Annotated in this window: 29 protein-coding genes and 3 tRNA genes; 18 read left to right on the forward strand and 14 right to left on the reverse strand. The window is 60.7% G+C overall.

The features are described 5' to 3' along the window. Positions 1–210: 210 nt before the first annotated feature. From IP85_RS19180 to gloA, 3 genes are all read right to left on the reverse strand, one after another. A tRNA-Glu gene (locus IP85_RS19180) sits at positions 211–285 on the reverse strand. Between the two features lie 160 nt (positions 286–445). Then, entirely contained in the window at positions 446–1426 is a 981-nt protein-coding gene (locus tag IP85_RS19185; RefSeq protein ID WP_054151280.1) for a hypothetical protein, read from the reverse strand. A 105-nt stretch (positions 1427–1531) separates the two neighbouring features. Beyond that, a complete protein-coding gene (gloA, locus tag IP85_RS19190; protein WP_054151281.1) occupies positions 1532–1972 on the reverse strand; it encodes a lactoylglutathione lyase in 441 nt (146 codons plus the stop codon). A 182-nt stretch (positions 1973–2154) separates the two neighbouring features. Here gloA and IP85_RS19195 point away from each other — a divergent pair, with 182 nt between their 5' ends. The 6 genes from IP85_RS19195 (at position 2155) to IP85_RS19220 (ending at position 4778) form a co-directional block, all read left to right on the forward strand. Continuing rightward, positions 2155–2733, forward strand: coding sequence for a cold-shock protein (locus IP85_RS19195; protein ID WP_054151282.1), 579 nt, complete (start codon positions 2155–2157; stop codon positions 2731–2733). Positions 2734–2746: 13 nt separating this feature from the next. After that, positions 2747–3214, forward strand: coding sequence for a DUF192 domain-containing protein (locus tag IP85_RS19200; protein WP_245280910.1), 468 nt, complete (start codon positions 2747–2749; stop codon positions 3212–3214). Between the two features lie 104 nt (positions 3215–3318). After that, a tRNA-Pro gene (locus tag IP85_RS19205) sits at positions 3319–3395 on the forward strand. A gap of 83 nt (positions 3396–3478) precedes the next feature. Beyond that, the gene (locus tag IP85_RS19210; RefSeq protein ID WP_054151284.1) at positions 3479–3784 is read left to right on the forward strand and encodes an ETC complex I subunit; all 306 of its coding nucleotides are present in this window, start codon (positions 3479–3481) and stop codon (positions 3782–3784) included. Between the two features lie 33 nt (positions 3785–3817). Continuing rightward, positions 3818–3894 (forward strand) — tRNA-Arg (locus IP85_RS19215). A 158-nt stretch (positions 3895–4052) separates the two neighbouring features. After that, a complete protein-coding gene (locus IP85_RS19220) occupies positions 4053–4778 on the forward strand; it encodes a nuclease (protein WP_054151285.1) in 726 nt (241 codons plus the stop codon). An 83-nt stretch (positions 4779–4861) separates the two neighbouring features. On the opposite strand, the gene IP85_RS19225 is transcribed toward IP85_RS19220, so the two are convergent. The 4 genes from IP85_RS19225 to IP85_RS19240 all read right to left on the reverse strand — a co-directional run bounded on the left by IP85_RS19225 (position 4862) and on the right by IP85_RS19240 (position 9195). Beyond that, positions 4862–5635, reverse strand: a complete 774-nt coding sequence (locus IP85_RS19225; protein WP_054151286.1) for an amino acid ABC transporter ATP-binding protein — start codon at positions 5633–5635, stop codon at positions 4862–4864. Between the two features lie 17 nt (positions 5636–5652). Beyond that, positions 5653–6807: an amino acid ABC transporter permease gene (locus IP85_RS19230; RefSeq protein ID WP_171901612.1), complete on the reverse strand. Its 1155-nt coding sequence runs from the start codon at positions 6805–6807 to the stop codon at positions 5653–5655. After that, the gene (locus IP85_RS19235; protein WP_054151288.1) at positions 6807–8000 is read right to left on the reverse strand and encodes an amino acid ABC transporter permease; all 1194 of its coding nucleotides are present in this window, start codon (positions 7998–8000) and stop codon (positions 6807–6809) included. The genes IP85_RS19230 and IP85_RS19235 overlap by 1 nt, the downstream gene beginning before the upstream one ends. Positions 8001–8166: 166 nt before the next feature. Further along, a complete protein-coding gene (locus tag IP85_RS19240) occupies positions 8167–9195 on the reverse strand; it encodes an amino acid ABC transporter substrate-binding protein (RefSeq protein WP_054151289.1) in 1029 nt (342 codons plus the stop codon). Between the two features lie 356 nt (positions 9196–9551). On the opposite strand from IP85_RS19240, the gene IP85_RS19245 reads away from it, so the two are divergent. Then, positions 9552–10742 (forward strand): cystathionine beta-lyase, encoded by a 1191-nt coding sequence (locus tag IP85_RS19245; RefSeq protein ID WP_054151290.1) that lies wholly within the window; start codon positions 9552–9554, stop codon positions 10740–10742. A gap of 12 nt (positions 10743–10754) precedes the next feature. On the opposite strand, the gene IP85_RS19250 is transcribed toward IP85_RS19245, so the two are convergent. Continuing rightward, positions 10755–11918 carry an FAD-dependent monooxygenase gene (locus IP85_RS19250; protein ID WP_054151291.1) on the reverse strand — a complete coding sequence of 388 codons (1164 nt, stop codon included), beginning with the start codon at positions 11916–11918 and terminating at the stop codon, positions 10755–10757. Positions 11919–11946: 28 nt separating this feature from the next. Continuing rightward, positions 11947–12192 carry a zinc-finger domain-containing protein gene (locus tag IP85_RS19255; protein WP_054151292.1) on the reverse strand — a complete coding sequence of 82 codons (246 nt, stop codon included), beginning with the start codon at positions 12190–12192 and terminating at the stop codon, positions 11947–11949. Between the two features lie 163 nt (positions 12193–12355). Here IP85_RS19255 and IP85_RS19260 point away from each other — a divergent pair, with 163 nt between their 5' ends. Continuing rightward, positions 12356–13141: an alpha/beta hydrolase gene (locus IP85_RS19260; protein ID WP_054151293.1), complete on the forward strand. Its 786-nt coding sequence runs from the start codon at positions 12356–12358 to the stop codon at positions 13139–13141. A 3-nt stretch (positions 13142–13144) separates the two neighbouring features. Here IP85_RS19260 and IP85_RS19265 read toward each other — a convergent pair whose 3' ends face one another. Continuing rightward, complete coding sequence (locus IP85_RS19265; protein WP_054151294.1) at positions 13145–13948, reverse strand: enoyl-CoA hydratase-related protein; 804 nt, start codon at positions 13946–13948, stop codon at positions 13145–13147. 71 nt (positions 13949–14019) lie between these two features. Between IP85_RS19265 and cysE the strand changes: the two genes are divergently transcribed. The 8 genes from cysE to IP85_RS19305 all read left to right on the forward strand — a co-directional run bounded on the left by cysE (position 14020) and on the right by IP85_RS19305 (position 20268). Next, on the forward strand, positions 14020–14844 hold the full coding sequence (gene cysE / locus IP85_RS19270) for a serine O-acetyltransferase (protein ID WP_054151295.1): 825 nt from the start codon (positions 14020–14022) through the stop codon (positions 14842–14844). A gap of 127 nt (positions 14845–14971) precedes the next feature. After that, entirely contained in the window at positions 14972–15175 is a 204-nt protein-coding gene (locus tag IP85_RS19275) for a DUF3126 family protein (protein ID WP_006728476.1), read from the forward strand. Between the two features lie 206 nt (positions 15176–15381). Next, on the forward strand, positions 15382–15729 hold the full coding sequence (locus IP85_RS19280) for a phasin family protein (RefSeq protein ID WP_054151296.1): 348 nt from the start codon (positions 15382–15384) through the stop codon (positions 15727–15729). A gap of 241 nt (positions 15730–15970) precedes the next feature. Beyond that, positions 15971–16318 carry an ATP-dependent Clp protease adapter ClpS gene (gene clpS, locus IP85_RS19285; RefSeq protein ID WP_054151297.1) on the forward strand — a complete coding sequence of 116 codons (348 nt, stop codon included), beginning with the start codon at positions 15971–15973 and terminating at the stop codon, positions 16316–16318. A 9-nt stretch (positions 16319–16327) separates the two neighbouring features. Then, complete coding sequence (gene clpA / locus IP85_RS19290) at positions 16328–18805, forward strand: ATP-dependent Clp protease ATP-binding subunit ClpA (protein ID WP_054151298.1); 2478 nt, start codon at positions 16328–16330, stop codon at positions 18803–18805. Positions 18806–18877: 72 nt separating this feature from the next. Next, a complete protein-coding gene (locus tag IP85_RS19295; RefSeq protein ID WP_054151299.1) occupies positions 18878–19660 on the forward strand; it encodes an AzlC family ABC transporter permease in 783 nt (260 codons plus the stop codon). After that, the gene (locus tag IP85_RS19300) at positions 19657–19989 is read left to right on the forward strand and encodes an AzlD domain-containing protein (RefSeq protein ID WP_054151300.1); all 333 of its coding nucleotides are present in this window, start codon (positions 19657–19659) and stop codon (positions 19987–19989) included. The genes IP85_RS19295 and IP85_RS19300 overlap by 4 nt, the downstream gene beginning before the upstream one ends. Positions 19990–20079: 90 nt before the next feature. Further along, entirely contained in the window at positions 20080–20268 is a 189-nt protein-coding gene (locus IP85_RS19305; protein ID WP_054151301.1) for a hypothetical protein, read from the forward strand. A 30-nt stretch (positions 20269–20298) separates the two neighbouring features. On the opposite strand, the gene IP85_RS19310 is transcribed toward IP85_RS19305, so the two are convergent. From IP85_RS19310 to IP85_RS19325, 4 genes are all read right to left on the reverse strand, one after another. Continuing rightward, the gene (locus tag IP85_RS19310) at positions 20299–20718 is read right to left on the reverse strand and encodes an HIT family protein (protein WP_054151302.1); all 420 of its coding nucleotides are present in this window, start codon (positions 20716–20718) and stop codon (positions 20299–20301) included. Between the two features lie 71 nt (positions 20719–20789). Next, complete coding sequence (locus tag IP85_RS19315) at positions 20790–21989, reverse strand: GNAT family N-acetyltransferase (RefSeq protein WP_054151303.1); 1200 nt, start codon at positions 21987–21989, stop codon at positions 20790–20792. A gap of 10 nt (positions 21990–21999) precedes the next feature. Further along, positions 22000–22731 (reverse strand): glycerophosphodiester phosphodiesterase, encoded by a 732-nt coding sequence (locus tag IP85_RS19320; RefSeq protein WP_054151304.1) that lies wholly within the window; start codon positions 22729–22731, stop codon positions 22000–22002. After that, positions 22728–23198, reverse strand: coding sequence for a RidA family protein (locus IP85_RS19325; protein ID WP_054151305.1), 471 nt, complete (start codon positions 23196–23198; stop codon positions 22728–22730). Before IP85_RS19325 ends, IP85_RS19320 begins: the two co-directional genes overlap by 4 nt. A 116-nt stretch (positions 23199–23314) precedes the next feature. Here IP85_RS19325 and IP85_RS19330 point away from each other — a divergent pair, with 116 nt between their 5' ends. Continuing rightward, positions 23315–24145 carry a cell envelope integrity EipB family protein gene (locus IP85_RS19330; RefSeq protein WP_054151306.1) on the forward strand — a complete coding sequence of 277 codons (831 nt, stop codon included), beginning with the start codon at positions 23315–23317 and terminating at the stop codon, positions 24143–24145. 189 nt (positions 24146–24334) lie between these two features. Beyond that, a complete protein-coding gene (gene rpsB / locus IP85_RS19335; RefSeq protein WP_054151307.1) occupies positions 24335–25102 on the forward strand; it encodes a 30S ribosomal protein S2 in 768 nt (255 codons plus the stop codon). Positions 25103–25127 lie beyond the last annotated feature (25 nt).

Here is a 25127-nt window from a genome sequence, read left to right on the forward strand (position 1 = left end):
AGAATGAAAATCTGGTGTCCTAACCGATAGACGAAGGGCGCGTGCGCTTCGGTGGCGCCCTTATAGTCAGGCCTCCTGACGACCGCAAGCGGAAATTTGACGATCCGAAGTGGAAAAATTCCGAGCGGGTGAACCCGCAGAATGACGGCGTAACGCGTCCGGCGATACACCAATCAAGAAGTTCATAATGTCTGGAAAAGAGAAACGAAGTGGCACGCCCTAGGGGAGTCGAACCCCTCTTCCCAGAATGAAAATCTGGTGTCCTAACCGATAGACGAAGGGCGCGTCTGCTTCGTGGCGCCCTTATAGTCAGGCTGTTTGAAGACCGCAAGCGGCATTTTCGCCTTTCATGCAAAAAATATGACAGGGGCCGCGCAGGCCCCTGAAAGCTCGGATAATCCCTGTCTTTGGAAGGACTTGGCGCCCAGGCCGCTTGCCGAAGGAATCAAGGCTCTGCGGTCGTCGGTTGTGATTCCTTGCCGCCTTTCAAGAGATCCGCAAAGGATGGCAACCATCCCTTCTTCTTCTTTGCAGCCTCGGCATCCGCCACCAGTTCCTCGGCAGAGAGTGGCTCGGCCGGATCGGCTTCCTCGATTGCACCCATGGCCTGCAACTGGTCCGGCGTCAGCTGAACCCGATCCGGCACCGATCCGGCAGGCTCGCGCAGCGCAAGGATCTTTCTCTTCGGACGGGGATCCGAGAGTTTCTTCAGGACCGGTTCGTCGCCGCCGACTGCGGCAGGCTCGGCGAGCAGAGTCTGAACTGCGGCTTCCGCGCGCGCCTGTTCCTCCAGTGCCCGCTGTTGCATCAGCATCTGCTGTTCGGCAGACGGACTGAACAGGCTCTTGCTGACAGCATTGACACCGAGCGTCGGCATTTCGTTCGGCACGAGGCTGCCGCTCGGTACAGGTTCGCCGGCCGCAGCATGGGCGGTAGCTGGCTCCATGGCCTGCACGACTGCCGCCTGCTGCCTCTGACCGGCAGAGAACAGGCTGTTGCTCCTGGGCGAGGCATTGGTCGGCTGCATGGTGATGTCGCCGAGATCGGCGGAGGCCCGGGAGGCGGCCTGAGGGGGATCGACCTGTGTCGCCTGTTGCTGCAGGGCGAGAACTTCCGGCGGCGGTTCGGCAATGTCGCTATAGGCGGCGGCCATCGGCACCGGCTTGCGCTTCAGGCGCGCAGGGTCCGTCTCGTTCTGGGACGGCATTGAGGCCGATGCGTCGGCAACCTGTCCCGAAACAGCACTCACATAGGGATCGCGAAACGCTTTTTGGGCTGCGGAATTGCCGGTCGCTTCTTCCGCAGCCGAGGCTTCTCCGAGCGAGAGCACTTCGTCCGCGCTCGTCTGGCAAGAGGCGAGCATCAGGCCGCTGGCGACGGCAAGAATGCCGAGGGTCGGTCTGCGAGCATGGGAATTGCTGGTCATGGCAGGTCTCCGTCATCGCTCCCATCGGGGAAGCAGGGAGGGCCGCCGGGGCGGCCCTCGTCTGATGCGGAGACTAGGCGCGCAAACTTGCGCGAAGCGGTGGACTTACCAGGCGCCGGTGTTCGGCATCGATGCCCAGGGCTCGGCGGGCGCCAGGTTTTCGCCCTTCTGCAGGATCTCGATCGAGATGCCATCCGGCGAGCGGACAAAGGCCATGTGGCCATCGCGGGGCGGACGGTTGATGGTGACGCCATTGTCCATCAGCTTCTGGCAGATCGCATAGATATCGTCGACCTCGTAGGCGAGGTGGCCGAAATTGCGGCCGCCTGCATAGTCTTCGGTATCCCAATTATAGGTGAGCTCGAGGCAGGGCGACATGTCGGCCTTAGCCTTTTCGAGATCCTTCTCGGCGGTCAGGAAGACCAGCGTGAAGCGTCCCTTCTCGTTTTCATACCTGCGGATTTCAGTGAGGCCGAACAGCTCACAATAAAAGTGCAGGGAAGCCTCGAGATCCTTCACTCGGACCATGGTGTGTAGGTAGCGCATGGGTGTTCTCCTTTGACCCGGACGATATGGAACAGCCGTCAGCTTCGAGCAAGGCTGCGGTGCAAAAGCAATTGGTGAAATGTAAAACTAGGGCTTGCGCAGATCCGTTGACCAAATGTTAATCTGAATCTCAAGAATCAGTTAACTGAGCAATGTGACGCGTTTTCGAGGGGCTTGGGAAAATGGCGGACAGGATATCATCGAAGGGGCTCGGCGAGTTCGAAGAGCTGTCCGGAGAGGCCGTAGACCTGATCGAGATCACCGGCGTCATCAAATGGTTCGATGTCGCCAAGGGGTTCGGCTTTATCGTTCCCGACAACGGCATGCAGGATGTCCTGCTGCACGTGACCTGCCTGCGTCGCGACGGCTACCAGACCATTCTGGAAGGCACGCGCATCGTGGCGCTCATCCAGAAGCGCGACCGCGGCTATCAGGCCTTCCGGATACTGTCGATGGACCAGTCGACCGCGATCCATCCATCGCAGATGCCGCCGGTCCGCACCCATGTCCAGGTCACGCCGACCAGCGGGCTCGAGCGCGCTTTGGTGAAGTGGTTCAACCGCACCAAGGGTTTCGGCTTCCTGACGCGCGGCGAGGGCACGGAAGACATCTTCGTCCACATGGAAACCCTTCGTCGGTTCGGTCTGACGGAACTGCGTCCCGGTCAGACGGTGCTTGTGCGGTTCGGACCGGGGGACAAGGGGCTGATGGCCGCCGAAATCCATCCGGATAATCCTGGTCCGGCAGCACGGGCGCATTGAGCCTATGGCCGGCATGTCAATTCTTCTGAGAAGCGCCCTTGCGGCGCTTTTCGTGTTTTTCGGTCCTGTTGCTTCTGCCTGGAGCGAGGTGATATTCGAGCGCGGTCAACTTGGCTTCGAGACAAGTGCCGGCGAGACCATCACGATCGACGTCGAATGGGCCCTGACGGCCGAACAGCGGGCGAGGGGACTGATGGAACGGCCGCCGCTTCCCGATCGAACCGGCATGTTGTTCGATTTCGGTGATACCCGCATGGTCACCATGTGGATGGCCAGCACGCCATCCTCGCTGGACATGATCTTCATCGACGAGACCGGCCGCATCGTTCGCATCGCAGAGCGCACCACGCCCCTGTCCGAATCGATCGTGTCCTCAGGCGAGCCGGTCCGCTACGCCCTGGAGATTCGCGGCGGTCATGCGGCCGAACTCGGGCTCGATACATCCGCGCGCCTGGTCTTGCCGCTCGATCTGCCGAAATGACGAAGTCTCCGCTCTCTGCCGCCTGAAAAATCAGTGCCGGTAAAACCGCTTTTTTACTGTTGCGGGGGCAGGGTGAACCGTGTATTCCGGCAACATTGCTGGAACGGAGTGTAGCGCAGCCTGGTAGCGCATCTGGTTTGGGACCAGAGGGTCGGGAGTTCGAATCTCTCCACTCCGACCAGCAATCAAAGACCGCCGGCTAAGGCGGTCGGGAAGTGTGCGGCAGGCTGCCTTGCCGTGAAGTCTTGGAGATGGATGAGACCCATGTCTGCAAAGATCTACCGCCCCGCGAAAACCGCCATGCAGTCAGGCAAGGCAAAGACCCATCTCTGGGTTCTGGAATTCGACCAGTCCGCGCCGCGCAAGATCGATCCGATGATGGGCTACACCACCTCGGGAGACACCCGCCAGCAGGTCAAGCTGACCTTCGAAACGCTTGAGCAGGCCGAAGCCTATGCCATGCGCGAGGGCATCGAGTATCGCGTGCTCCTGCCGAAGGAAGCCAAGCGCCAGGTTGTCTCCTACACCGATAATTTCCGCTACAATCGTCTGCAGCCCTGGACGCACTGAACCGGCTTCAACCGCTTTCTGCAGTCCTCAGACGGTCCCTTAGCTCAGCTGGATAGAGCAAGTGCCTTCTAAGCACTAGGTCGTAGGTTCGAGCCCTACAGGGATCGCCATCCTCTGCCACAATGCATGACGACTAGCCGGGCCGCCGAGCTTCGTTATTCCGGCGTCTAAACGACCTGTGCAGAATCGAAACAGCGCAACGTTTTTTCACCCATGCCAACCTTTCGGAAACTCTTGGGCGTCATGATGCGCTCACGAGAGGTTAACCATGTCCAGTCGCACCGCTTCATCCCGCCGCGCGCCCGCAAAGCGCCGCAAGTCGAGCCGTTCTTCCGCAGGTCAGGGCATGACATCCTGGCTCGTCATCCTGGCGGTGGTGGCGGGTGGTATTGCGCTCTATGACAACAGGGCCACCGTCCTCAAGGAACTGTCACCTTTGCTGTCGAAGGAGCGATCCGTCGCGGCGAGCCCGACGCCGAAACCGGACACGAGCCGGGAAAAGCAGCCACAGGCGAAGACGCAATCGACTGCCGCAAAGGGGCCCGTCCCACCAGCTTCAGTCGGTGTGGCGAAGGCAGCGGTGCCTGCGTCACGGCCTGCCATTGCTTCGACCGAGACGGCTGCTCTGACGGGTGAGAGTTTCTCCGGAAAGTTCTATTTCTGCGGCACGTCCGGCCTCGACAATTGCGTCATGAGCGGGGACACCTTCTGGTACCGCAAGACGAAGATCGTGCTGGCGGATATTGCCGCCCCGCGCACCGATGGCGCCGCCTGCCAGCAGGAACGCGACCGGGGCTTCGCCGCCAAGGTGCGGCTCAAGGATCTCTTGAGTTCCGGCCGATTCGATCTCGAGACGCTCAAGGTGCAAGCAACAGGCGCCGCACCCGGGGTATTGCGCGTGGCGACCCGCGACGGTCGCTCGCTGGGCTCCATTCTCGTCTCGGAAGGTCTGGCCAAGCCGCGCATGGCGCGTCAGCAGAACTGGTGCCCCTGACGGCAGCTGAGTCTTGCCCTCAATGCAGAAGAGCCCGCCGCGGTGTCGCGGCGGGCTCTCTTGTTTTGTGCCTGACAGGCAGATCAGTGCAGGATCTGGCTGAGGAAGAGCTTGGTACGCTCGTGCTGCGGATTGTCGAAGAACTCGGCCGGCGAGTTCTGCTCGACGATCTGACCCTGGTCCATGAAGATCACGCGGTCGGCAACCTGGCGGGCGAAGCCCATTTCATGGGTGACGCAGATCATTGTCATGCCTTCTTCGGCAAGGCCGACCATGGTGTCGAGCACTTCCTTGACCATTTCCGGGTCGAGCGCCGAGGTTGGCTCGTCGAACAGCATGATCTTCGGCTTCATGCAGAGCGCACGAGCGATTGCCACTCGCTGTTGCTGGCCGCCAGAGAGCTGGCCCGGATATTTGTTGGCCTGTTCCGGGATCTTGACGCGCTTCAGGAAGTGCATCGCGACTTCCTCGGCATCCTTCTTCGGCATCTTGCGCACCCAGATGGGTGCCAGCGTGCAGTTTTCCAGGATGGTCAGGTGCGGGAACAGGTTGAAGTGCTGGAACACCATGCCGACTTCACGGCGAACTTCGTCGATCTTCTTCAGGTCGTTCGTCAGCTCGATATTGTCGACAAGGATATTGCCCGTTTGGTGTTCCTCAAGCCGATTGATACAGCGGATCATCGTCGATTTTCCGGATCCGGACGGTCCGGCCACGACAATGCGTTCGCCCTTCATCACCTTGAGGTTGATGTCTCGCAGCACGTGGAAATCACCGTACCACTTGTTCATGTTGATCAGTTCGACCGCCACATCGGTGCCCGACACGGTCTTTTTAGCGGAGTTGGCTTCAGCCATTGTTTTTCCCCTTGTCCTTATCGCTTGTGGCCGGTGTCGAGGTGCCGCTCCATGAAGGCGGAGTAGCGCGACATGCCGAAGCAGAAGATCCAGAATACGAAGCCAGCGAAGATCAGACCCGTGAGCGGCGTCACAGGAGTGGCCCAGGTGGCATCGGTGAAGTTGAGACGGACGATGCCCAGGAGGTCGAACATGCCGATGATCGACACGAGCGAGGTATCCTTGAACAGACCGATGAAGGTGTTGACGATGCCCGGGATGACCAGCTTGATCGCCTGCGGCAGGATGATCAGGCGGGTCTTCTGCCAATAGGAGAGGCCGAGCGAGTCTGCGCCCTCATACTGTCCCTTCGGGATCGCCTGCAGGCCGCCGCGCACGACTTCCGCCATATAGGCAGAGGCAAACAGCGACACGCCGACCAGCGCGCGTAGGAAGTTGTCGATGGTCCAGCCCGTTGGCATGAACAGCGGGAGCATCACATTGGCCATGAAGAGCACTGTGATCAGCGGCACGCCGCGAACGACTTCAATGAAGACAACGCAGATCATCTTGATGATAGGCATGTCCGAACGGCGGCCGAGTGCCAGCAGGATGCCGAGCGGCAGCGAGACGGCAATGCCCACGAAGGACAGGATCAGCGTCACCATCAGGCCGCCCCAGAGCGGTGTTTCGACTTCCGTGAGGCCGAACCCGCCATGCAGCAGGAAGAAGGCGACGACCGGGAAGACGATGAACAGCAGAAGGGCGTTGAGGCCCTTGCGCGGCGCCTTGGGGATCAGCATCGGCACCAGGAGTGCAACGAACATCACGCCGACGAGGATAACGCGCCAGCGTTCCTCGAGCGGGTAGCGCCCGAAGATGAACTGCGAGAACCGGCTCTCGACGAAGGCCCAGCAGGCGCCTTTCCAACCATCAGGCTGGGTGCCGCCCTGCGCGATCGTTGCGCAGACAGAGCGATCGGCACCGAACCACGCAGCGTCGAGGAACAGGAAGTTGATGGCCCCGGGCAGGATCAGAGCCAGCACGGCAAGCCCGATGATGGTCAGCACGACATCCTTCGGGGTTGCCAGAAGATTCTTTCGAACCCAGCCCACGACGCTCGCTTCCGAGGTCGGTGGGGGCAGCGGAGCCAGCATTTCCTGGCGGATATAAGTGACTTCAGACGCCATGATCAACGCTCCACCAGTGCCATTCTTGCATTGAACCAGTTCATGAAGAGCGAGGTCACAATGCTGATGGAGAGATAGACCACCAGCCAGATCGATACGATCTCGATCGCCTGGCCGGTCTGGTTGAGAGTGGTCCCGCCGGTAGAGACCAGTTCGGGGAAGCCTACGGCGACACCGAGAGACGAGTTTTTCGTCAGGTTCAGATACTGGCTGGTCAGCGGCGGAATAATGATGCGCATCGCCTGCGGCACGATCACGAGACGCGTCGTGGTCGACGGCTGCAGGCCGAGCGCGGACGCAGCCTCGGTCTGTCCCTTCGAGACACCCTTGATGCCGGCACGGATGATTTCCGCGATGAAGGCAGCGGTGTAGAAGGACAGAGCGAGATAGAGTGCAACGAACTCAGGTGCGATGACGGCGCCGCCGGACATGTTGAAGCGGCTTGCGACCGGATAGTCGAACGTCAATGGCGAGCCGGCCGCCAGGAAGGCGAGAACGGGCAGGCCGATGATCAGGCCGAGGCTGACCCAACCGGTCGGGAAGATCTGGCCAGTGCGCATCTGCCGCGCCTTCGCCCAGCGAGAAACGACGATGGCCGCGATGATGCCGACGACGATCGCTATCGGGATCATGCCCGCGCCATCACCCCAGATCGGCTTCGGGAAGGCGAGACCACGATTGTTGAGGAAGGTCGAGAACGGCAGTTCCAGCGAATCGCGCGGCTGCGGCAGGGTCGAAAGCACGCCCGAATACCAGAAGAAGATGACGAGCAGCGGAGGCAGGTTGCGGAAGGCTTCCACATAGACGGTGCAGAGCTTGGCGATCAGCCAGTTCCGCGACAGCCGGCCGATACCGATGAGAAAGCCGATCACGGTCGCTGTCACGATACCGGTTGCGGCGACCAGCAGCGTATTCAGCAGGCCGACGAGAATTGCCCTGCCATAGGTCGAATCCGACGTGTAGGCGATCAGGCTCTGCCCGATGTCGAAACCGGCACGGCCGTTCAGAAAGTCATAGCCCGTGGCGGTGTTGCTGCGGGCGAGGTTTGCGATGGTGTTGTTTGCAATGGTCCAGACGATAAACGTCATGACGGCGATCGTAGCGATCTGAAAGAAGATCGATCTTACTTTCGGATCGTAGATCAGCGAGCCAAGGCTCCGCCCTTCGGCGGGCAAACTGGTGGCGTGATCTGTCATGCTGTGCCAAATCCCCGAGGCTTCTGTGAGCCCTAAATGTTATTGTTTTTCGAGACAGCCGGCATTCTCTGATATCGCCGCTGACCGCAGCGCGTGTGCCGGTCTGAACACGTAGTCTGGATAAGCGCGAGGCGGCTTTCGCCGCCTCGCAAAGTCCAGCCTGATCTTAGCGGACCGGCGGTGCGTACTGCAGGCCACCGTTGGTCCACAGGGCGTTCACGCCGCGCTCGATCTTGAGCGGGGTGTTGGCGCCGATGTTGCGCTCGAAGACTTCGCCGTAGTTACCGACGCCCTTGATGATGTTGTAGGCCCAGTCATTGGTGAGGCCGAGGTCGGTACCGATCTTGGTGTCGGCTTCGGCGCCGAGGAAGCGCTTGATGTCCGGGTTGGTCGAAGACGACTTGATTTCGTCGACATTGGCCTGGGTGATGCCGAATTCTTCGGCCTGTACCAGGGCGTAGTGGGTCCACGAAACGATGTCGAACCACTGGTCGTCACCCTGACGAACGGCCGGACCAAGCGGCTCCTTCGAGATGATTTCCGGCAGGATCATGTGATCGTCCGGGTTGGTCAGCGTCAGACGCAGCGAATACAGGCCCGACTGGTCGGTCGTGTAAACGTCGCAACGGCCAGCCTGATAGGCAGCGTTGACTTCTTCCAGCTTTTCGAAAACGACCGGCTTGTACTCGAGGTTGTTGGCCTTGAAGTAGTCGGCGAGGTTGAGTTCGGTCGTGGTGCCGGACTGAACGCAGACGGCGGCGCCCGAGAGCTCGAGAGCGGATTTGACGTTCAGGCCCTTGGTGACCATGAAGCCCTGACCGTCATAGTAGTTGACGGTACGGAAGTTGAAGCCGAGCGCGGTGTCGCGGCTGATGGTCCAGGTGGTGTTGCGTGCGAGCATGTCGACTTCGCCAGACTGCAGCGCCGTGAAGCGGCTCTGGGCGGTGGTCGGCGTGTACTTGACCTTGGTGGCGTCACCAAAGACGGCGGCAGCAACGGCCTTGCAGTAATCGACGTCGAAACCGGTCCAGTTACCGGCAGCATCCGGCGAAGCGAAGCCGGCGAGACCCGTGTTCACGCCGCACTGGACGAAACCCTTGGCCTTCACGTCATCAAGCGTCGCGGCGGAAGCTGCGGACGCGCCAAAACCCAGGACCGCAGCGCCGATGGCAGCTGACAGGAACTTGTTGTTCATTTTTCCCAACCTTTTTTCTCTTGTTGTATGCCAGCGACGGCCACCAGCCGAATTCAGCAGTGCGCGTCGGCTCGCAGCCTCCCGGTGCGAGCATTCATATTCCATTCGTAAATTCATGCAGGGTCAAGTCTTTATGCCGCAGAACGGCCACAAAAGCGCGAATTTACCAAATTCGCCCTCCAAATAGGCAAAAATGTGTGGTTTTTAGCCTGAAGTGATGAAAATCTCGCCTTTTTGACTGTTCTGATATGCTCGAACTGCAAGACTTGCGCCGCGGATCACGGAATTGTGCAACTTGACCGCTCTTCAATGAGGCGCGAAAACCACGGCATCCGAGCCTGAGGAATCGTCAATCCATGAGCAAATCCAAAGACTGGCTGGCGTCTGCCGGCACTGACACGAGACTGTGCCATATCGGCTATGATCCGGCCGACTACCACGGCTTCGTCAATCCACCGGTCGTGCATGCCTCCACAGTCCTGTTTCCCAATGCGCGGGCCATGGAAACGCGTACGCAGCCCTACACCTATGGCACGCGCGGAACGCCGACGACGGATGCTCTGTGCCGTGCGATTGATGAGCTGGAGGGATCGGCCGGAACGATACTTGTGCCGTCGGGCCTGGCTGCGATCACGGTTCCCTTTCTCGCCTTTCTGTCGGCCGGCGACCATGCCCTGATCGTCGATTCCGTCTATTCGCCCTGCCGCCATTTCTGCGACACGATGCTGACCCGCCTCGGGGTCGAGGTGGAGTATTACGATCCCGAGATCGGATCCGACATCGAGCGTCTCATCCGCCCGAACACCAGACTGGTGCATACCGAAGCGCCGGGCTCCAACACCATGGAAATGCAGGATATCAGAGCGATTTCCGACGCGGCGCACAAGCATGGTTGCGTGGTCACGATCGACAACACCTGGGCGACGCCGCTCTATTTCCGCGCCCTGGATTTTGGCGCCGACATCTCCATCCACGCCGCCACGAAATATCCGTCGGGCCATTCCGACATCCTGATGGGGACCGTTTCTGCCAATGCCAAGCACTGGCCGGTGCTGAAGGAAGCCAACATCACGCTCGGCATCTGCGGCGCTCCCGATGACAGCTATCAGATCCTGCGGGGCCTGCGCACGATGGGCCTGCGTCTAGAGCACCATTGCAAGAGTGCTCTTTCGGTCGCGCGCTGGCTGGAAGGCCGAGACGACGTCGGGCAGGTCCTGCATCCGGCGCTTGAAAGCTTTCCCGGTCATGCCATCTGGAAGCGCGACTTCAAGGGCGCGAGCGGCGTCTTCTCCTTCGTCCTTCCGACAGCCTCCAAGGACAAGATCAAGCCGAAGGCGCACGCTTTCCTCGATGCCCTGCAGCTTTTTGGCCTGGGCTGGTCCTGGGGCGGCTACGAGAGCCTCGCGGTTCTTGTCAATCTCGAAGACCGCAAGATCCGCAAGGGTCCCACCGACGGCGCCGTGATCAGGCTCCAGATCGGCCTCGAGAATGTCGAGGACATCTGCGCTGATCTCGAGCGTGGATTTGCAGCGGCAGCGTCTGTCTGACGCCAAAATCGCTCAGCCGTCGATGCGGTGGCCGTAGAGCCAGTCCAGGTCGGCGGCGAGCGTCTCGGGTGAACGCAGCGACAAAACGATGTCTCGTCCGAGGCGGAATGGGCCGCGCGCATGGTAGGCGAAGCGGTTGAAATCGCCGCGTGCCCTGACCCGGGCAGCGCGCGCCTTGCGTTCGCTCGTAAAGGCGGCAAGGGCCGAGGGCCGGGGTGCCCGCGCGACATGGGCCGCCAGAGCAAAGGCATCCTCGATCGCCATGGCCGCACCCTGCGCGGAAAAGGGCATCATCGCATGCGCCGCATCCCCGATCAGGACCGTATCGCGCCCATTGTGCCAGTTGCCCTCCGAAGCCTGATAGAGCGGCCAGAAAGTGGGGCGCTCCGCGCCGGCCAGAATTGTTCTGATGTCGCGATGCCAGCCTGAAAACTGTTCGAGCAGCATCGCGCGTCGCGCCGCATCCGCATCGATGGCCCAGCTTTCGTCGCTCCTCGTGCCGGCTGCAATGGCAACCAGATTGAAGCCCTCGATCTCGTTCAGTGGATAGCTCACGAGATGCGCCTTGGCGCCGAGATAGGCAGTCACACCCGTCCGCGACAGGAAGGCGGGCGCCGCAGCCCGGCTGATGGTGAAGCGCCAGGCGATGTTGCCGGAAAAGCTGACGCTCGGCGCACCGGTGATCGCATCGCGGGCGACCGACCAGGCGCCATCGGCGCCAATGACCAGATCGGGTTTGCGCTGAGTGATCGCGGCGAGAGCGTCAATGCCTACGCCCTGCACCCGATGGCCGAGATGCATCCGGCACAGCGGTTGATTGAGCACGGCCCGCAGAAGCCCTTGTTGGAGTGTCGAGCGGTGCAGAACGCCGTAAGGATGACCCCAACGCTTCCTTGCGAATTGACCGGCGGGTACCGATGCAAGGGGGCGAAGGTCCTTGCCTGAAACCAGGCTGATCGCCGTCGGCTCCAGCCAGTGACGTTCGAGTTCGCCGAGCACGCCAAGTGCATCGAGGACGCGGGTCGCATTCGGCGACAGCTGGAGACCTGCGCCGACTTCTCCGAGTTGCGGTGCCTGCTCGATGATATCGGACGAAATGCCCTTGGCGGCCAGCGACAGGGCAGCAGTCAGCCCCGCCACCCCGGCTCCGACGATGGCGGCGTGCTTGATGGACATGAAATCTATGCCGATCGTGACGCCGCGGTCACGCCGCCTTGATGTGGAAGACGCAGCCCGGCGGGTTGGTCTGTTCGGCCTTCAGGCTCGGATTGTAGCGGAAGAGCGTCGAGCAGTAGGAGCAGACCTTTTCGTTGTCATGTCCCATGTCGATGAAGATATGCGGATGGTCGTAGGGCACAGAGGCGCCGGTGCACATGAATTCTTTCACGCCGACTTCGATCACTCGGTGACCGCCGTCGTTCTGGAAATGGGGAATGGTGTGGCCGGCCATGACTTGCTCCGAATGCTGTGCGAATTTGCGCGGACATTAGCGCCGTCATCGCCAAATGTGTAGAGCCGGGCGGACGCAAAAGTCACAGAAAATCTGCCTGCGGCAATTGATGTCACCGTAACCATGGCTATGGTTGCCGGCCCATGCTCACAAGGACTGATCGATGAATCTCGACGCGCCGCCGTTTTCCAGCTTCCGCAACGATGGGCTAGACCTCGCCTATTTTGATGATGGAGATCCGGCCGGCGATCCGGTGCTGCTGATTCACGGCTTTGCTTCCTCGGCAAGCGTCAACTGGGTCTATCCCGGCTGGTTGCGCACGTTGGGCGATGCCGGCTACCGGGTGATCGCCATCGACAATCGCGGCCATGGCGCAAGCGCCAAGCCGCATGATCCGGAAGCTTACCATCCGACGGCGATGGCCGCTGATGCCGCGGCATTGCTCACCCATCTCGGGATCGCCGATGCCCATGTCATGGGCTATTCCATGGGCGCCCGGATTTCCGCTTTCCTGGCGATCGAACATCCCGACCGCGTTCGCTCGCTGATCTTCGGCGGCCTCGGTATCGGCATGTGCGACGGTGTGGGCGACTGGGATCCGATCGCCGACGCACTGCTTGCGCCCTCGCTCGAAGACGTGACCCACGAGCGTGGCCGCATGTTCCGCGCCTTTGCGGACCAGACGAAGTCAGACCGTCTGGCACTTGCCGCCTGCATTCGCACCTCCCGGGACCTGGTGCGTCGGGAGGATATAGCCAAGGTCGAGATCCCGACCTTGATCGGCGTGGGGACCAAGGATGACATTGCCGGATCGCCGCATGCGCTGGCCGAACTGATGCCGCGAGCCGTGGCGCTCGATATCCCCAATCGCGACCATATGCTGGCGGTTGGCGACCGGGTGTTCAAGAAGGCGGCCCTCGACTTCTATTCGGAACTAGCCGGAAACTGAAACTCAGCGGCCGGTGAAAACAGGCCGTCGGCGTTCGGCGAAGGCTGAGCGGCCTTCGCGATAGTCAGCGCTTTCGAAGGTCGTTGCACCGATGATCTCGGCTTCCCGCAGCAGGTCATCATCGGCCTGTTCGACGGCGCGCAGGGCCAGTTTCGACGCGCGCAGCGACAAGGGGGCATTCGCGGCAATGGTGTCGGCCAGCATTTTTACGCGCTGCTCCAGTTCGTCGGGCTCGGTGATTTCAGACAGGAAGCCGCAGCCGAAGAGGTCTGAGGCCTTCATCGCGGCGCCCGTGTAAAGCGCGCGCCGTGCCATCTGGCTTCCAAGGCCACGGACAAAATCCTGGACGGCATCGGCCGGATAGGCAAGGCCGAGTCTGGCGGCGGGCACCGCAAACACCGCATCGGATGCCGCAATCCTCAAGTCGGTCGCCGCCGCGAGGCCGAAGCCGCCGCCATAGCAGACACCCCTGATCGCCGCGATCATCGGAATCGGCGCTTCCCGGATGGCTGCGAACGCGCGGCTGTTCGAGGCCTCATAGACGCGTGCGGTCTGAGTATCCTTGCGTAATTCGGTAAATTCCGAAATGTCTGCTCCGGCGCTGAAGTCTGCGGTGCCGGCCCCGGAAATCACGATCACGCGTGCCTCCGCCTCGACATGCAGCCAATGAATGGCCTCGGGGATCGCCCGCCACATGGCCGCCGTAACGGCATTCTTGCGTTGCGGATTGTCGAGGATCAACAGCCCCGTTCCGGCTTCAACGAAAGCTTTGATAAAGCCATTGGCGAAGCTGATCGACTGTTTCATGCGGCCCCCATTTGAGTTCATCAGGTCTTGGACTATATAATGCGTCTCTACGACGAATGAGGAGACCGGCAATGGTCGCACACAACGACGTCCTCAAGACCGAGACTGTCAAGTCCATGGATCCGATCTGGGATAGCTTGCGGCATGAAGCCCGCGTGGCCGCCGATCGCGATCCTATGCTGGCGGCCTTCTTCCACTCGACGGTGCTCAGCCACCGCTCGCTGGAGGATTGTGTTATCTACCGGATCTGCGAACGGCTCGATCACTCCGACGTGCCCGCGATCGTGTTGCGTCAGGCTTTCGAAACGATGATGGCCGACTGGCCGGAATGGACCGGTATTCTCCGCGTCGACATCCAGGCCGTGTATGACCGCGATCCGGCCTGCACGAGGTTCCTCGAGCCGGTGCTCTATTTCAAGGGATTCCATGCGATCCAGACCCACCGTCTGGCCCATTGGCTGTGGAACAATGGCCGCAAGGACTTTGCACTTTACCTGCAAAGCCGCTCGTCCAACATGTTCCAGACCGACATCAATCCGGCCGCACGGATCGGCAAGGGCATCTTCCTTGACCATGCCACCGGTCTCGTCGTTGGCGAAACCGCACGCATCGGAGACAATGTTTCCATTCTTCATGGTGTTACCCTGGGTGGTACCGGCAAGGAAGGTGCAGATCGACATCCGAAGATCGGTGATGGCGTGATGATCGGAGCGGGTGCCAAGGTCCTCGGCAACATTGAAGTGGGCAGCTGCTCGCGCATCGCTGCAGGTTCCGTCGTTCTGAAGCCCGTGCCGAAATGCACAACAGTCGCCGGCGTTCCCGCACGCGTGGTCGGGGAGGCGGGTTGTGCCGAGCCGGCGCGCTCAATGGACCAGATGATCGCTTCGGACGACTGACAGCACGAGAACGTGAACGGCAAGGTTTGCCCGGGTTCCCTGGGGCAAAATTCACTTCGCGTCTTTACAGGTCCGGAATGCCCGTGCGACAAGCGCGCACCCCAGAAACAGTCCACGGAGACGCAGTGTGAAGCCCGAAGAACTGAAGAAGCTCGACGCCTATTTCAAGCGCACCTTCAACCCGACGATGAGTGTGAAGGCCCGTCCGCGCAAGGACGATTCCGCTGAAGTGTATGTCGGTGACGAGTTCCTCGGCGTTGTCTTCAAGGACGACGAAGACGGCGATCTCTCCTACAATTTCTCGATGGCGATCCTCGACGTCGACCTTTGATCGCAGGGATCTCTGCATGGCGCTGAAGAGCGCTAGTGCGCCAAAAGAAGTGTCATGAAGATGGGGCTGGGCCTGTTGGTGCGGCCCCATTTCCTTACCCGGCTTACAATTGACGATTGTTGTGCGCCGCACAAATTCACTTGACCCTTTTTGTGCGACTGCTATCTTCGGGCTATCTGATATGCCCAACAAGGAGGAGTGTCCGCATGATCAATATCGATGACGCCAGCAAGAAGGGCAAGGAAGCCATGGAAGCCATGATGAAGAACTATTCGGAAGTCACCAAGGGTTTTCAGGCGATCGCCACAGAAGCGACCGACTACTCCAAGAAGTCGTTCCAGGACATGGCGTCCTACATGGAAGCCCTGACATCGGTGAAGAGCGTTGAAGCTGCTTTCGAGCTCCAGACGTCCTTCATGAAGTCCTCCTATGAGAGTTTCGTTGCCGAAGCGACCAAGATGGGCGAATTGTATGCCGATCTCGCCAAGATCGCTTACAAGCCCTACGAGGGTGTTGTCGGCAAGGCCATGGCGCCAATGTCTTCTGCTGCCTGATCGAAGCTTGCGCGTAACATTCGAGACCGGCCGTGCCCCGCACGGCCGGTCTTGTCATTTGTGGCTGCTGGTATAACCTAATTCTTCCATTTCCTCGCATTTCCGGGCTTCGTGACAAATTGTCGTCATGGCAGCCTGGGGGGCTTAAAATCACCGCATAATGAACTACCTTACTGTGCTGAGTGTTCGTCCGCACCGATGTGTAACGGCAAACCGGCCGGACAACGGAGAATGAACTGAAATGACTGCCAAGCCGGTCTTCATGCAGAGCCAGGGTGACGGGGACAATGCCAATCGCGGCACCTCGGTGATCACCCGCACCAAGCCGAAGACGAAGAAGCCGAACCTGTATCGCGTCCTGCTTCTGAACGACGACTACACCCCGATGGAATTCGTGATCCACATCCTGGAGCGCTTTTTCCAGAAGGACAGGGAAGCCGCCACCCGCATCATGCTGCACGTCCACAATCATGGTGTCGGGGAATGTGGTGTCTTCACCTACGAAGTCGCCGAAACCAAAGTCTCACAGGTGATGGATTTCGCCAGGCAACATGAACATCCGCTTCAATGCGTCATGGAAAAGAAGTGAGGATCAGACGTGCCAACATTTTCACCCAGCCTCGAAAAAGCGCTGCATCAGGCCCTGACCTACGCAAACGAGCGTCACCACGAATATGCGACGCTGGAGCACCTGCTGCTCGCTCTGATCGACGACGCTGATGCCGCCGCCGTCATGGGGGCCTGCAACGTCAACCTCGATGCCTTGCGAAAGACTGTCGCCGATTTCGTCGACAACGATCTCGCCAATCTCATTACCGGCTATGACGAGGATTCGAAGCCGACTTCGAGCTTCCAGCGCGTCATCCAGCGGGCCGTGATCCATGTCCAGTCCTCGGGTCGCGAGGAAGTGACCGGCGCCAATGTGCTCGTTGCGATCTTCGCCGAGCGCGAGAGCAATGCCGCCTACTTCCTGCAGGAACAGGAAATGACCCGCTACGATGCGGTCAACTACATCTCCCATGGCATCGGCAAGCGTCCGGGTGCGTCGCAGGTTCGCAGCCCGCGCGGCTCGGATGAAGGCGAGCCCGAGGCCAAGCAGGGCCGTGAGCCGGATGAAGCCTCCGCCAAGGGCAAGCAGGAGGCCCTGAAGGCCTATTGCGTCAATCTCAATGAGAAGGCCAAGACTGGCCGCATCGATCCCCTGATCGGTCGCCACGACGAAGTGAACCGCACCATCCAGGTTCTGTGCCGTCGCTCCAAAAATAACCCGCTTTACGTGGGTGATCCCGGCGTCGGCAAGACCGCGATCGCCGAAGGTCTCGCCAAGCGCATCGTTGAAGGCAAGGTGCCGGAAGCGCTTGCTGATGCAACGATCTTCTCGCTCGACATGGGCACGCTGCTCGCCGGCACCCGCTATCGCGGTGACTTCGAGGAGCGCCTGAAGCAGGTGGTCAAGGAGCTGGAAGATTATCCTGGTGCCGTGCTGTTCATCGACGAGATCCATACGGTGATCGGCGCTGGCGCGACCTCTGGCGGCGCCATGGATGCATCGAACCTCCTGAAGCCGGCGCTCTCTTCAGGTGCGATCCGTTGCATCGGTTCGACCACGTACAAGGAATATCGCCAGTTCTTCGAAAAGGACCGGGCGCTCGTCCGCCGTTTCCAGAAGATCGACGTCAACGAGCCTTCGATCGATGATGCGATCGAGATCATGAAGGGCCTGAAGCCCTATTTCGAGGACTACCACAAGCTCCGTTACACCAACGAAGCGATCAAGTCGGCTGTCGAGCTTTCGGCCCGCTACATTTCCGACCGCAAGCTGCCGGACAAGGCGATCGACGTGATCGACGAGACGGGTGCGGCCCAGATGCTGCTGCCGGCCTCGCGTCGCCGCAAGCTGATCACCGAGAGGGAGATTGAGGCTACCATCGCGACGATGGCACGCATTCCCCCGAAGACGGTGTCGAAGGACGACGAGATGGTGCTCGCCAATCTCGAAAAGGAACTGCGTTCCGTCGTCTACGGTCAGGACAAGGCAATCGAAGCCCTCTCCACCTCGATCAAGCTTGCCCGTGCCGGCCTGCGTGAACCGAACAAGCCGATCGGCTCTTATGTCTTCTCCGGTCCGACGGGCGTCGGCAAGACGGAAGTAGCCAAGCAGCTGGCGTCGTCGCTCGGTGTCGAGCTCCTGCGTTTCGACATGTCGGAATACATGGAGCGGCACACGGTATCGCGTCTGCTCGGTGCGCCTCCCGGCTATGTTGGCTTCGACCAGGGCGGTCTTCTGACCGATGGTGTCGACCAGCACCCGCATTCGGTCGTGCTGCTCGATGAAATCGAGAAGGCGCATCCGGACATCTACAACATCTTGCTGCAGGTCATGGACCATGGCCAGCTGACCGACCACAACGGCAAGAAGATCGACTTCCGCAACGTCATCCTGATCATGACGACCAATGCGGGCGCGTCGGAAATGGCGAAGTCGGCGATCGGCTTCGGTTCGTCCAAGCGCACCGGCGAAGACGAAGAGGCGCTCAACCGTCTGTTCACGCCGGAATTCCGCAACCGCCTTGATGCGACGATCCCGTTTGCACCGCTGCCGACGGAAGTCATCCACCAGGTCGTGCAGAAGTTCGTCATGCAGCTGGAAGCCCAGCTGTCCGAGCGCAACGTAACCTTCGATCTGTCCGAATCCGCGATCGCCTGGCTGGCGAAGAGCGGTTACGACGAGAAGATGGGTGCCCGTCCGCTGGGTCGCGTGATCCAGGAGCACATCAAGAAGCCGCTCGCCAACGAGATCCTCTTCGGCAAGCTGAAGAAGGGTGGCGTCGTCAAGGTCGGGACCAAGACCGACGATACCGGCGCCGAAGTGCTCGATCTGGAGTCGATTGCAGAGGTGCCCGCCGTCAAGCCGAAGCCGGAAGCCGAAGTGGCATCGGCCAAGCCTGCCAAGGCGAAGCGCAAGCCGGCGGCAAAGACCACGGCGATTGTCGATGAGGGGGATGTCGCCGTCATTGATGAGGCACCGAAGCAGCCGAAACGCTCCGCCGTGCCGAAGGTGCCGAAGAAGAAGTAAGCACCCCAAGCTTGAGAGACCCGTGCCGGGCGTTCCGCCCGGCACTTTCTTTTTGCCGATCCGGATTTTCAGATGTCTTCGGCCTCTTCAGATATTTCCCAAACACGGTGGTTTTTCACCGGCATGCGCGGGCTCTACAGCCTGCCTGCGATCATCCTGATGATTTCCTTTGTCGGCTTCTCTGCCTTCGCACTTGAATCGGGTGTCAGCCGCGCAGAAGCGATGTTCATGACAGCGGCGGTGTGGGCGCTGCCGGCCAAGATGATTCTGATCGGCACGATGACCAGCGGCGCCAATCTGCTGGCGATCTTCCTGGCCGTCTCGCTCTCTTCCATCCGCATGATGCCCATGGTCGCCTCGCTCGTGCCGGAAATGCGCACCGAACGCACGCCGACCTGGCTTTTGCTGTTCCTGTCGCATTTCATCGCGATAACCGCCTGGGTCTTTGCCATGGGCAGCTTCAAGAATGTGCCAAGGGAAGGGCGGGTCGCCTATTTCGCCGGCTTCGGCATAACCCTGGTGACGGTGAACACAATCCTCGTCGGCGTCTGTTACGGGCTGGTGGCGAAGTTCCCGCCCGTGGTTGCCGGTCTTCTGTTCTTCCTGACCCCGGTCTACTTCATTGCTTCCATCTGGGCGACGGGCCGTCAGTCCGTCGTCAAGGTGGGCTTCATTGTCGGCGCCGTATCGGGCCCGCTCCTGGCGCTGGTCATTCCCGGTTTCGACATCCTGATTGCCGGCCTTGGCGGCGGCACGCTGGCCTACCTCTTTGACCGCTACGTGATCCGTGCAGGACAGAAACAGGCGATCGCGGGTAGCGCCGAGCCGACAAGCCAGACCGAGGAGGTGGTCTGATGCAGGACTACTGGCCTTATATCGTCATCATCGTCGCCGGTTGGCTTGCTACGGACATGTGGCGCTGGCTCGGCGTGCTGGCCGGAAACCGGCTGCAGGAGGGATCCGAAGCACTGAACTGGGTGAGGGCGGTCGCGACGGCGCTGGTGATGGCGGTGACGGCAAAACTCGTCGTCTTCCCGACGGGTACACTCGAGAGCTCTCCGCTCTGGCTGAGGCTCGCGGCGGCCGGTATCGGCTTTGCTGCTTTCCTGTTGGCCGGCCAGCGTGTCATCGTCGGTGTCGTGGTTCCCCTGGCGATCCTGGGTGGGGGCCTGCTCTGGCTCTGACATCATGTCCGTTCACAGACGCGTGTGATCGCTGGAATTACCACATTTCGCTTCCCAAATCGGGTGTCCGATCAACCAGAGGATAGCGAAATGTCAAAGGTAGTACGCTTCCGAAAGCTGAAGCACGGGGACCCACCCCGTTTCAAGGTCTTGCCGGATGACCTGCGCAAGACGTCGGCCCGCAGTGGCGGCTGGAGCGCGACGGGCTCCTTTCCGTTGATGGTGCTCTCGCTCGTCGGTGTTGCCGCCGTGTTGGTGATCGGCGGCTTCATTGGCTGATGGCGCGGCGATATCGGGCTGGCGCTCGCTTCAGAGCGCCGCCTTGATCTTCTCGGCCTGAGCTTTCAACACGTCGACATCGGCCATGCCGCCCGCATGCGGCTTGAGCGGCACGCCCTCATGGCGCGGGATGACGTGGAAGTGCAGGTGGAAGACGGTCTGCCCGGCTGCCGGTTCGTTGAACTGCGCAATATAGACGCCGTCGGCGTCAAAGGCGTCCTTCGCGGCGTTGGCAAGCTTTTGCACGACCGGCATCAGCGTCGACAACACTTCCGGGTCGGCGTCGAGCAGGTTGCGCGAACCCTTTTTGGGAATGACGAGCAAGTGCCCCGGCGCCTGCGGCATGACATCCATGAACGCCAGTGTGTTTTCATCCTCGTAGAGTTTCACCGACGGAATGTCGCCGGCCAGGATCTTGGCGAAGATGTTGTTGGGATCATAGGCGGTCATGGTGGTCTCCTCGATTTCTGCGGCCACTTAACGGCAAGGCATGCTGTGCTTCAAGCCTGAGCTTGCGGGTCTCAACCGTCGAATTCCTCGCCCTCGCGCGGTTGGCGCTCGCCCTTGCGGAAAGGTGTATGTTCCCCGAGATACTCCCCGACCTGGGCCACTTCGCGCCGTTCGTGTTCGAGATAGTCGGCGACTGCCCTGCGCAGCCTGGGGTGGGCAATGAAGTGGGCGGAATGTGTGGTGACGGGTTCGTAGCCGCGCGCGAGCTTGTGTTCGCCCTGCGCGCCGGCTTCGACACGGGCAAGGCCCTTGTGAAGCGCGAAGTCGATTGCCTGATGATAGCAGACTTCGAAATGCAGAAAGGGGTGGTCCTCGGCGCAGCCCCAGTGGCGGCCATAAAGTGCGTCCGAACCGATGAAGTTGATGGCGCCCGCCACATAGCGACCGTCACGCTTTGCCATCACGAGCAGGACGTCGTCCGGCATGCGCTCGCCGACCAGCGAGTAGAACTGGCGTGTCAGGTAAGGCCGGCCCCATTTGCGGCTACCGGTGTCGATGTAGAAGCGGAAGAACTGGTCCCAGATCTCCTCGGTCAAATCGCTGCCCGTCAGCCAGTCGATGCTGATGCCGTTCTCGAGCGCATTGCGCCTTTCCTTGCGCAGGTTCTTTCGTTTCGACGAGGAGAGTTCGGCGAGAAATGCCTCGTGATCGGCATAGCCGCGATTGATGAAATGGAACTGTTGGTCCGTACGCTGCAGAAAGCCGGCTTCCGTAAGGGCTGGGAGCTCGCCTTGCGGCAGGAACGTCACATGCGCCGACGATGTCCCGAGTTCGCGGGCGACCTGCTGCAGTCCCTGGGCGAGTAGCGCCTGGACGCGAGATACGTCCTCGCCCTGTCGGACGAGCAGCCGGGGCCCGGTGGCCGGAGTGAAAGGGATGGAAGCCTGGAGCTTGGGATAGTAGCGTCCGCCGGCCCTGTGGAAGGCATCCGCCCAGCCATGGTCGAAGACATATTCGCCCTGACTGTGGCTCTTCAGATAGCAGGGAATGGCGCCGATGAGGCGCCCTTCCTGTTCAAGCAGCAGATGGTGGCCCATCCAGCCTGTCTCGGCGGTTGCGGAACCCGACTCCTCGACGGACGAGAGAAAGGCAAACGAGGTGAAGGGGTTGTAGCCTGGGGCGGAGCGGGACGCTCCAGTGAGCTCTCCCCATTCGGCGGAAGCGATCTCCTTGAAGGAGCGCACTACACGGATTGTCACCTCGTCTGCCATGGATCTCCCGTCAGGCGATCGCCGGCGACTGGCGCGGGTCGAAGCCTTCGAATGTCATCTGGTCTGCATATTTATAGGTCTGTGCCCGCATGATTTCATCCCTGACTGTCCAGGTAATCACGGGCGCGCCCTTTTCACGCAGGTCTGCGACGAAATCATTCGGCAGATGGGCGACGCAATACGACGTGAAATCAAGCCCGAGGTCCATGGCTTCGCGATGCGCCGCAAAGTTTTCCGGCTTCACGCCTTCCGCAGTCAGGCCGACGGGCCAGGGGCATTCCGCGACCTTCAATGCCCGCAGCAGGTGATAGTCGAAGCTCATCAGCGCGACCTTGCCTTCGTAACCCTCGAGCACCTCAAGCACGGCCTCGACGAAACCGTCATCCTGCTCGGCATCGAGGCCCTTGAGTTCGATCACCAGCGGCACCCGGCCCTTCACGAGATCGAGCATCTGGCGCAGCGTCGGGATCTTGTCTGCCGTGCCGCCGATCGACAGCATCCGCAATTCGCCGGCTGTGCGCTCGCGCACTTCACCATTCATGTTGCAGAGCCGCTGCAGATCGTGGTCGTGGAAGACCATCGGCACGCTGTCGGACGAAAGCTGGATGTCGCATTCGATGGCAAAGCCTGCCTCGATCGCCCGGCTGAAGGCCGAGAGTGTGTTTTCCCAGATCTCTCTGTTCATGTCGTGATAGCCGCGATGGGCGACGGGGACGTCCTTGATCCAGTCGATACGGCTCACAGGGCAATCTCCAGGATGGCGTCGATTTCGACGGCGGCATTCAGCGGCAGCTGCGCAACGCCCACGGCCGCGCGTGCATGTTTGCCGGCGTCACCAAGCACGTTTGCGATCAAGTTCGAGGCACCGTTGATGACGAGGTGCTGCTCGATAAAGCCCGGAGCGGATGCAACGAAACCATTCAGCTTCACGACACGGTTGATCCGCGAAAGGTCGCCGGACAGGGCCGCTTTCGCCTGGGCAAGGATGTTGATGGCGCAGAGTTCGGCCGCTCTCTGGGCCTCGGCAAGCGCGACATCGCCACCGACGAGACCGATCACCGCCACTTTTCCGCCTTCAATCGGCAACTGTCCCGAGAGGAACAGCAGGTTTCCGCTGATCACATAGGGCACGTAATTGGCGGCGGGGGCTGCGGCTTCCGGCAGGCTGATGCCCAGCGCTGCAAGGCGGCCGTCGATTGTGTCGGACATGGTCGATTCCCGGTCTGTTGATAAAAGTTGAGAAAGTTGTGGTGACGAAAAGCATGTCTCGCTTTTGCCGGATGTGTTCTTATAACATCGACGACGACTTCAACAGGAGGGTGTCGATGTTTCCTTTGCGAATGGCGGTCCGTGCGACGCTTTCCCTGGCTGCCTTTGGTGCGACCGGGCAGGTTGCATCCGCGGCGACCGTCGGCCTCGTGCCGCATCGCGCCGTCTACGAGATCGGGCTGAAGGAAGCGTCCGACCGCTCCGGTATCGAATCGGTACGCGGCCGCATGGTCTATGAATTCAGCGGCTCGGCCTGCAAGGGCTTCAACACCCAGTTCCGTTTCGTCACCCGCATCGACGTCGGTGAGGGCGTGCGTGTCACCGACCAGCGTTCTTCCACCTTCGAAGATGTCGCGGCTGGCACATTCCGCTTTGAGAACAAGTCCTTCACGGACGATCAGCTCGACAAGGATGTCAGCGGCGCCGCGGCCGAAGCCGGTGGCAAGGTCAAGATCGAGCTGACCGGCCCCGACAAGCGGGCGCTCGAGCTTGCCGATAGCCGGTTTCCGGCCGAGCACATGCTCGAAGTGATCGCCCGGGCGCGAAAGGGTGAACAGGTCTTCGAATCGCGGATCTTCGACGGCTCCGAGGATGGCGACCAGACCTACCTGACCACGACCATCGTCGGTGGCCCGACGAAGTCGAGCGACACAGATCCGGAAGCCAAAGCCCTGGAGTCGCTCGGCGCCCAGGACTACTGGCCCGTGTCGATCGCCTATTTCGATGAGAAGACCAGGGGCGATCAGGAGCCGATCTACAGTCAGTCTTTCAAGCTGTATGATAATGGCGTCACACGCGATCTGACGCTGGACTACGGCGATTTCGTTCTGGCCGGCAAGCTGACCAAGCTCGAAGTTCTCGGCAAGCCGGACGTTGGTTGCCCCTAAAGCTGCCTGCCCGTCTGGAAATCGCTTGTTTTACCCTTGATTTTTGACCGGCGCCCCTGTATGGCCGGCCTTATTCCACACGTGAGGCTTGGGATCGACAGGGAGAAATCCTGCCGCTTCCGCCCGGTGGCAGTCCGAAAGGACTGCTGTTTGCTTCACGGGGGTTCAACCGGAAAAGGAGAAAAAGGCATGGCATTGCCTGATTTTAGCATGCGTCAGCTTCTGGAAGCTGGCATTCACTTCGGTCACCAGACGCACCGCTGGAACCCGAAGATGAAGCCGTACATCTTCGGCGATCGTAACAACATCCACATCATCGACCTGGCTCAGACCGTTCCGATGCTGTCGCGCGCCCTTCAGGTCGTGTCCGACACCGTCGCTCGTGGCGGCCGCGTTCTGTTTGTCGGCACCAAGCGTCAGGCTTCGGAAATCATCGCTGATTCCGCCAAGCGTTCGGCCCAGTACTATGTCAACTCCCGCTGGCTCGGCGGCATGATGACCAACTGGAAGACCATCTCGAACTCGATCGCCCGTCTGCGCAAGCTCGACGAGATCCTGGCGTCGGAAGCCTCTGGCTACTCCAAGAAGGAGCGCCTGAACCTTGAGCGCGAACGCGAAAAGCTTGAAAAGGCTCTCGGCGGTATCCGCGACATGGGCGGCACCCCGGACCTGATGTTCATCATCGACACCAACAAGGAAAAGATCGCGATCGACGAAGCCAAGCGCCTCGGCATCCCGGTTGTTGCTGTCATCGACTCGAACTGCGATCCGGACCTGATCGACTATCCGATCCCGGGCAATGACGACGCTTCGCGCGCCATCGCTCTCTACTGCGAACTGATCTCGCGCGCTGCCATCGACGGCATTGCTCGCCAGCAGGGCGCTTCCGGTCGTGACATCGGCGCCTCTGCCGAAGCTCCGATCGAGCCGGCTCTCGAAACCGAAGCCGACGCATAATCGCGTATAGCGGCGGGCTCCCGCC

This window comes from Rhizobium sp. AAP116 (assembly GCF_001295785.1).
In the GTDB taxonomy this organism is placed as follows: Bacteria; Pseudomonadota; Alphaproteobacteria; order Rhizobiales; family Rhizobiaceae; genus Allorhizobium.

Bases quoted from the DNA above. Each gene is read 5' to 3' on its own strand.
- IP85_RS19245 (WP_054151290.1), top strand. From the start codon at position 9,552: ATGAGCAAATCCAAAGACTGGCTGGCGTCTGCCGGCACTGACACGAGA.
- IP85_RS19310 (WP_054151302.1), bottom strand. From the start codon at position 20,718: ATGACCGCCTATGATCCCAACAACATCTTCGCCAAGATCCTGGCCGGC.
- IP85_RS19255 (WP_054151292.1), bottom strand. From the start codon at position 12,192: ATGGCCGGCCACACCATTCCCCATTTCCAGAACGACGGCGGTCACCGA.
- IP85_RS19210 (WP_054151284.1), top strand. From the start codon at position 3,479: ATGTCTGCAAAGATCTACCGCCCCGCGAAAACCGCCATGCAGTCAGGC.
- cysE (WP_054151295.1), top strand. From the start codon at position 14,020: ATGGTCGCACACAACGACGTCCTCAAGACCGAGACTGTCAAGTCCATG.
- IP85_RS19185 (WP_054151280.1), bottom strand. From the start codon at position 1,426: ATGACCAGCAATTCCCATGCTCGCAGACCGACCCTCGGCATTCTTGCC.
- IP85_RS19200 (WP_245280910.1), top strand. From the start codon at position 2,747: ATGTCAATTCTTCTGAGAAGCGCCCTTGCGGCGCTTTTCGTGTTTTTC.
- IP85_RS19295 (WP_054151299.1), top strand. From the start codon at position 18,878: ATGTCTTCGGCCTCTTCAGATATTTCCCAAACACGGTGGTTTTTCACC.
- clpS (WP_054151297.1), top strand. From the start codon at position 15,971: ATGACTGCCAAGCCGGTCTTCATGCAGAGCCAGGGTGACGGGGACAAT.
- IP85_RS19330 (WP_054151306.1), top strand. From the start codon at position 23,315: ATGTTTCCTTTGCGAATGGCGGTCCGTGCGACGCTTTCCCTGGCTGCC.
- IP85_RS19225 (WP_054151286.1), bottom strand. From the start codon at position 5,635: ATGGCTGAAGCCAACTCCGCTAAAAAGACCGTGTCGGGCACCGATGTG.
- IP85_RS19305 (WP_054151301.1), top strand. From the start codon at position 20,080: ATGTCAAAGGTAGTACGCTTCCGAAAGCTGAAGCACGGGGACCCACCC.
- IP85_RS19220 (WP_054151285.1), top strand. From the start codon at position 4,053: ATGTCCAGTCGCACCGCTTCATCCCGCCGCGCGCCCGCAAAGCGCCGC.
- IP85_RS19235 (WP_054151288.1), bottom strand. From the start codon at position 8,000: ATGACAGATCACGCCACCAGTTTGCCCGCCGAAGGGCGGAGCCTTGGC.
- IP85_RS19240 (WP_054151289.1), bottom strand. From the start codon at position 9,195: ATGAACAACAAGTTCCTGTCAGCTGCCATCGGCGCTGCGGTCCTGGGT.
- IP85_RS19195 (WP_054151282.1), top strand. From the start codon at position 2,155: ATGGCGGACAGGATATCATCGAAGGGGCTCGGCGAGTTCGAAGAGCTG.
- IP85_RS19315 (WP_054151303.1), bottom strand. From the start codon at position 21,989: ATGGCAGACGAGGTGACAATCCGTGTAGTGCGCTCCTTCAAGGAGATC.
- IP85_RS19260 (WP_054151293.1), top strand. From the start codon at position 12,356: ATGAATCTCGACGCGCCGCCGTTTTCCAGCTTCCGCAACGATGGGCTA.
- gloA (WP_054151281.1), bottom strand. From the start codon at position 1,972: ATGCGCTACCTACACACCATGGTCCGAGTGAAGGATCTCGAGGCTTCC.
- IP85_RS19325 (WP_054151305.1), bottom strand. From the start codon at position 23,198: ATGTCCGACACAATCGACGGCCGCCTTGCAGCGCTGGGCATCAGCCTG.
- IP85_RS19280 (WP_054151296.1), top strand. From the start codon at position 15,382: ATGATCAATATCGATGACGCCAGCAAGAAGGGCAAGGAAGCCATGGAA.
- IP85_RS19250 (WP_054151291.1), bottom strand. From the start codon at position 11,918: ATGTCCATCAAGCACGCCGCCATCGTCGGAGCCGGGGTGGCGGGGCTG.
- rpsB (WP_054151307.1), top strand. From the start codon at position 24,335: ATGGCATTGCCTGATTTTAGCATGCGTCAGCTTCTGGAAGCTGGCATT.
- IP85_RS19265 (WP_054151294.1), bottom strand. From the start codon at position 13,948: ATGAAACAGTCGATCAGCTTCGCCAATGGCTTTATCAAAGCTTTCGTT.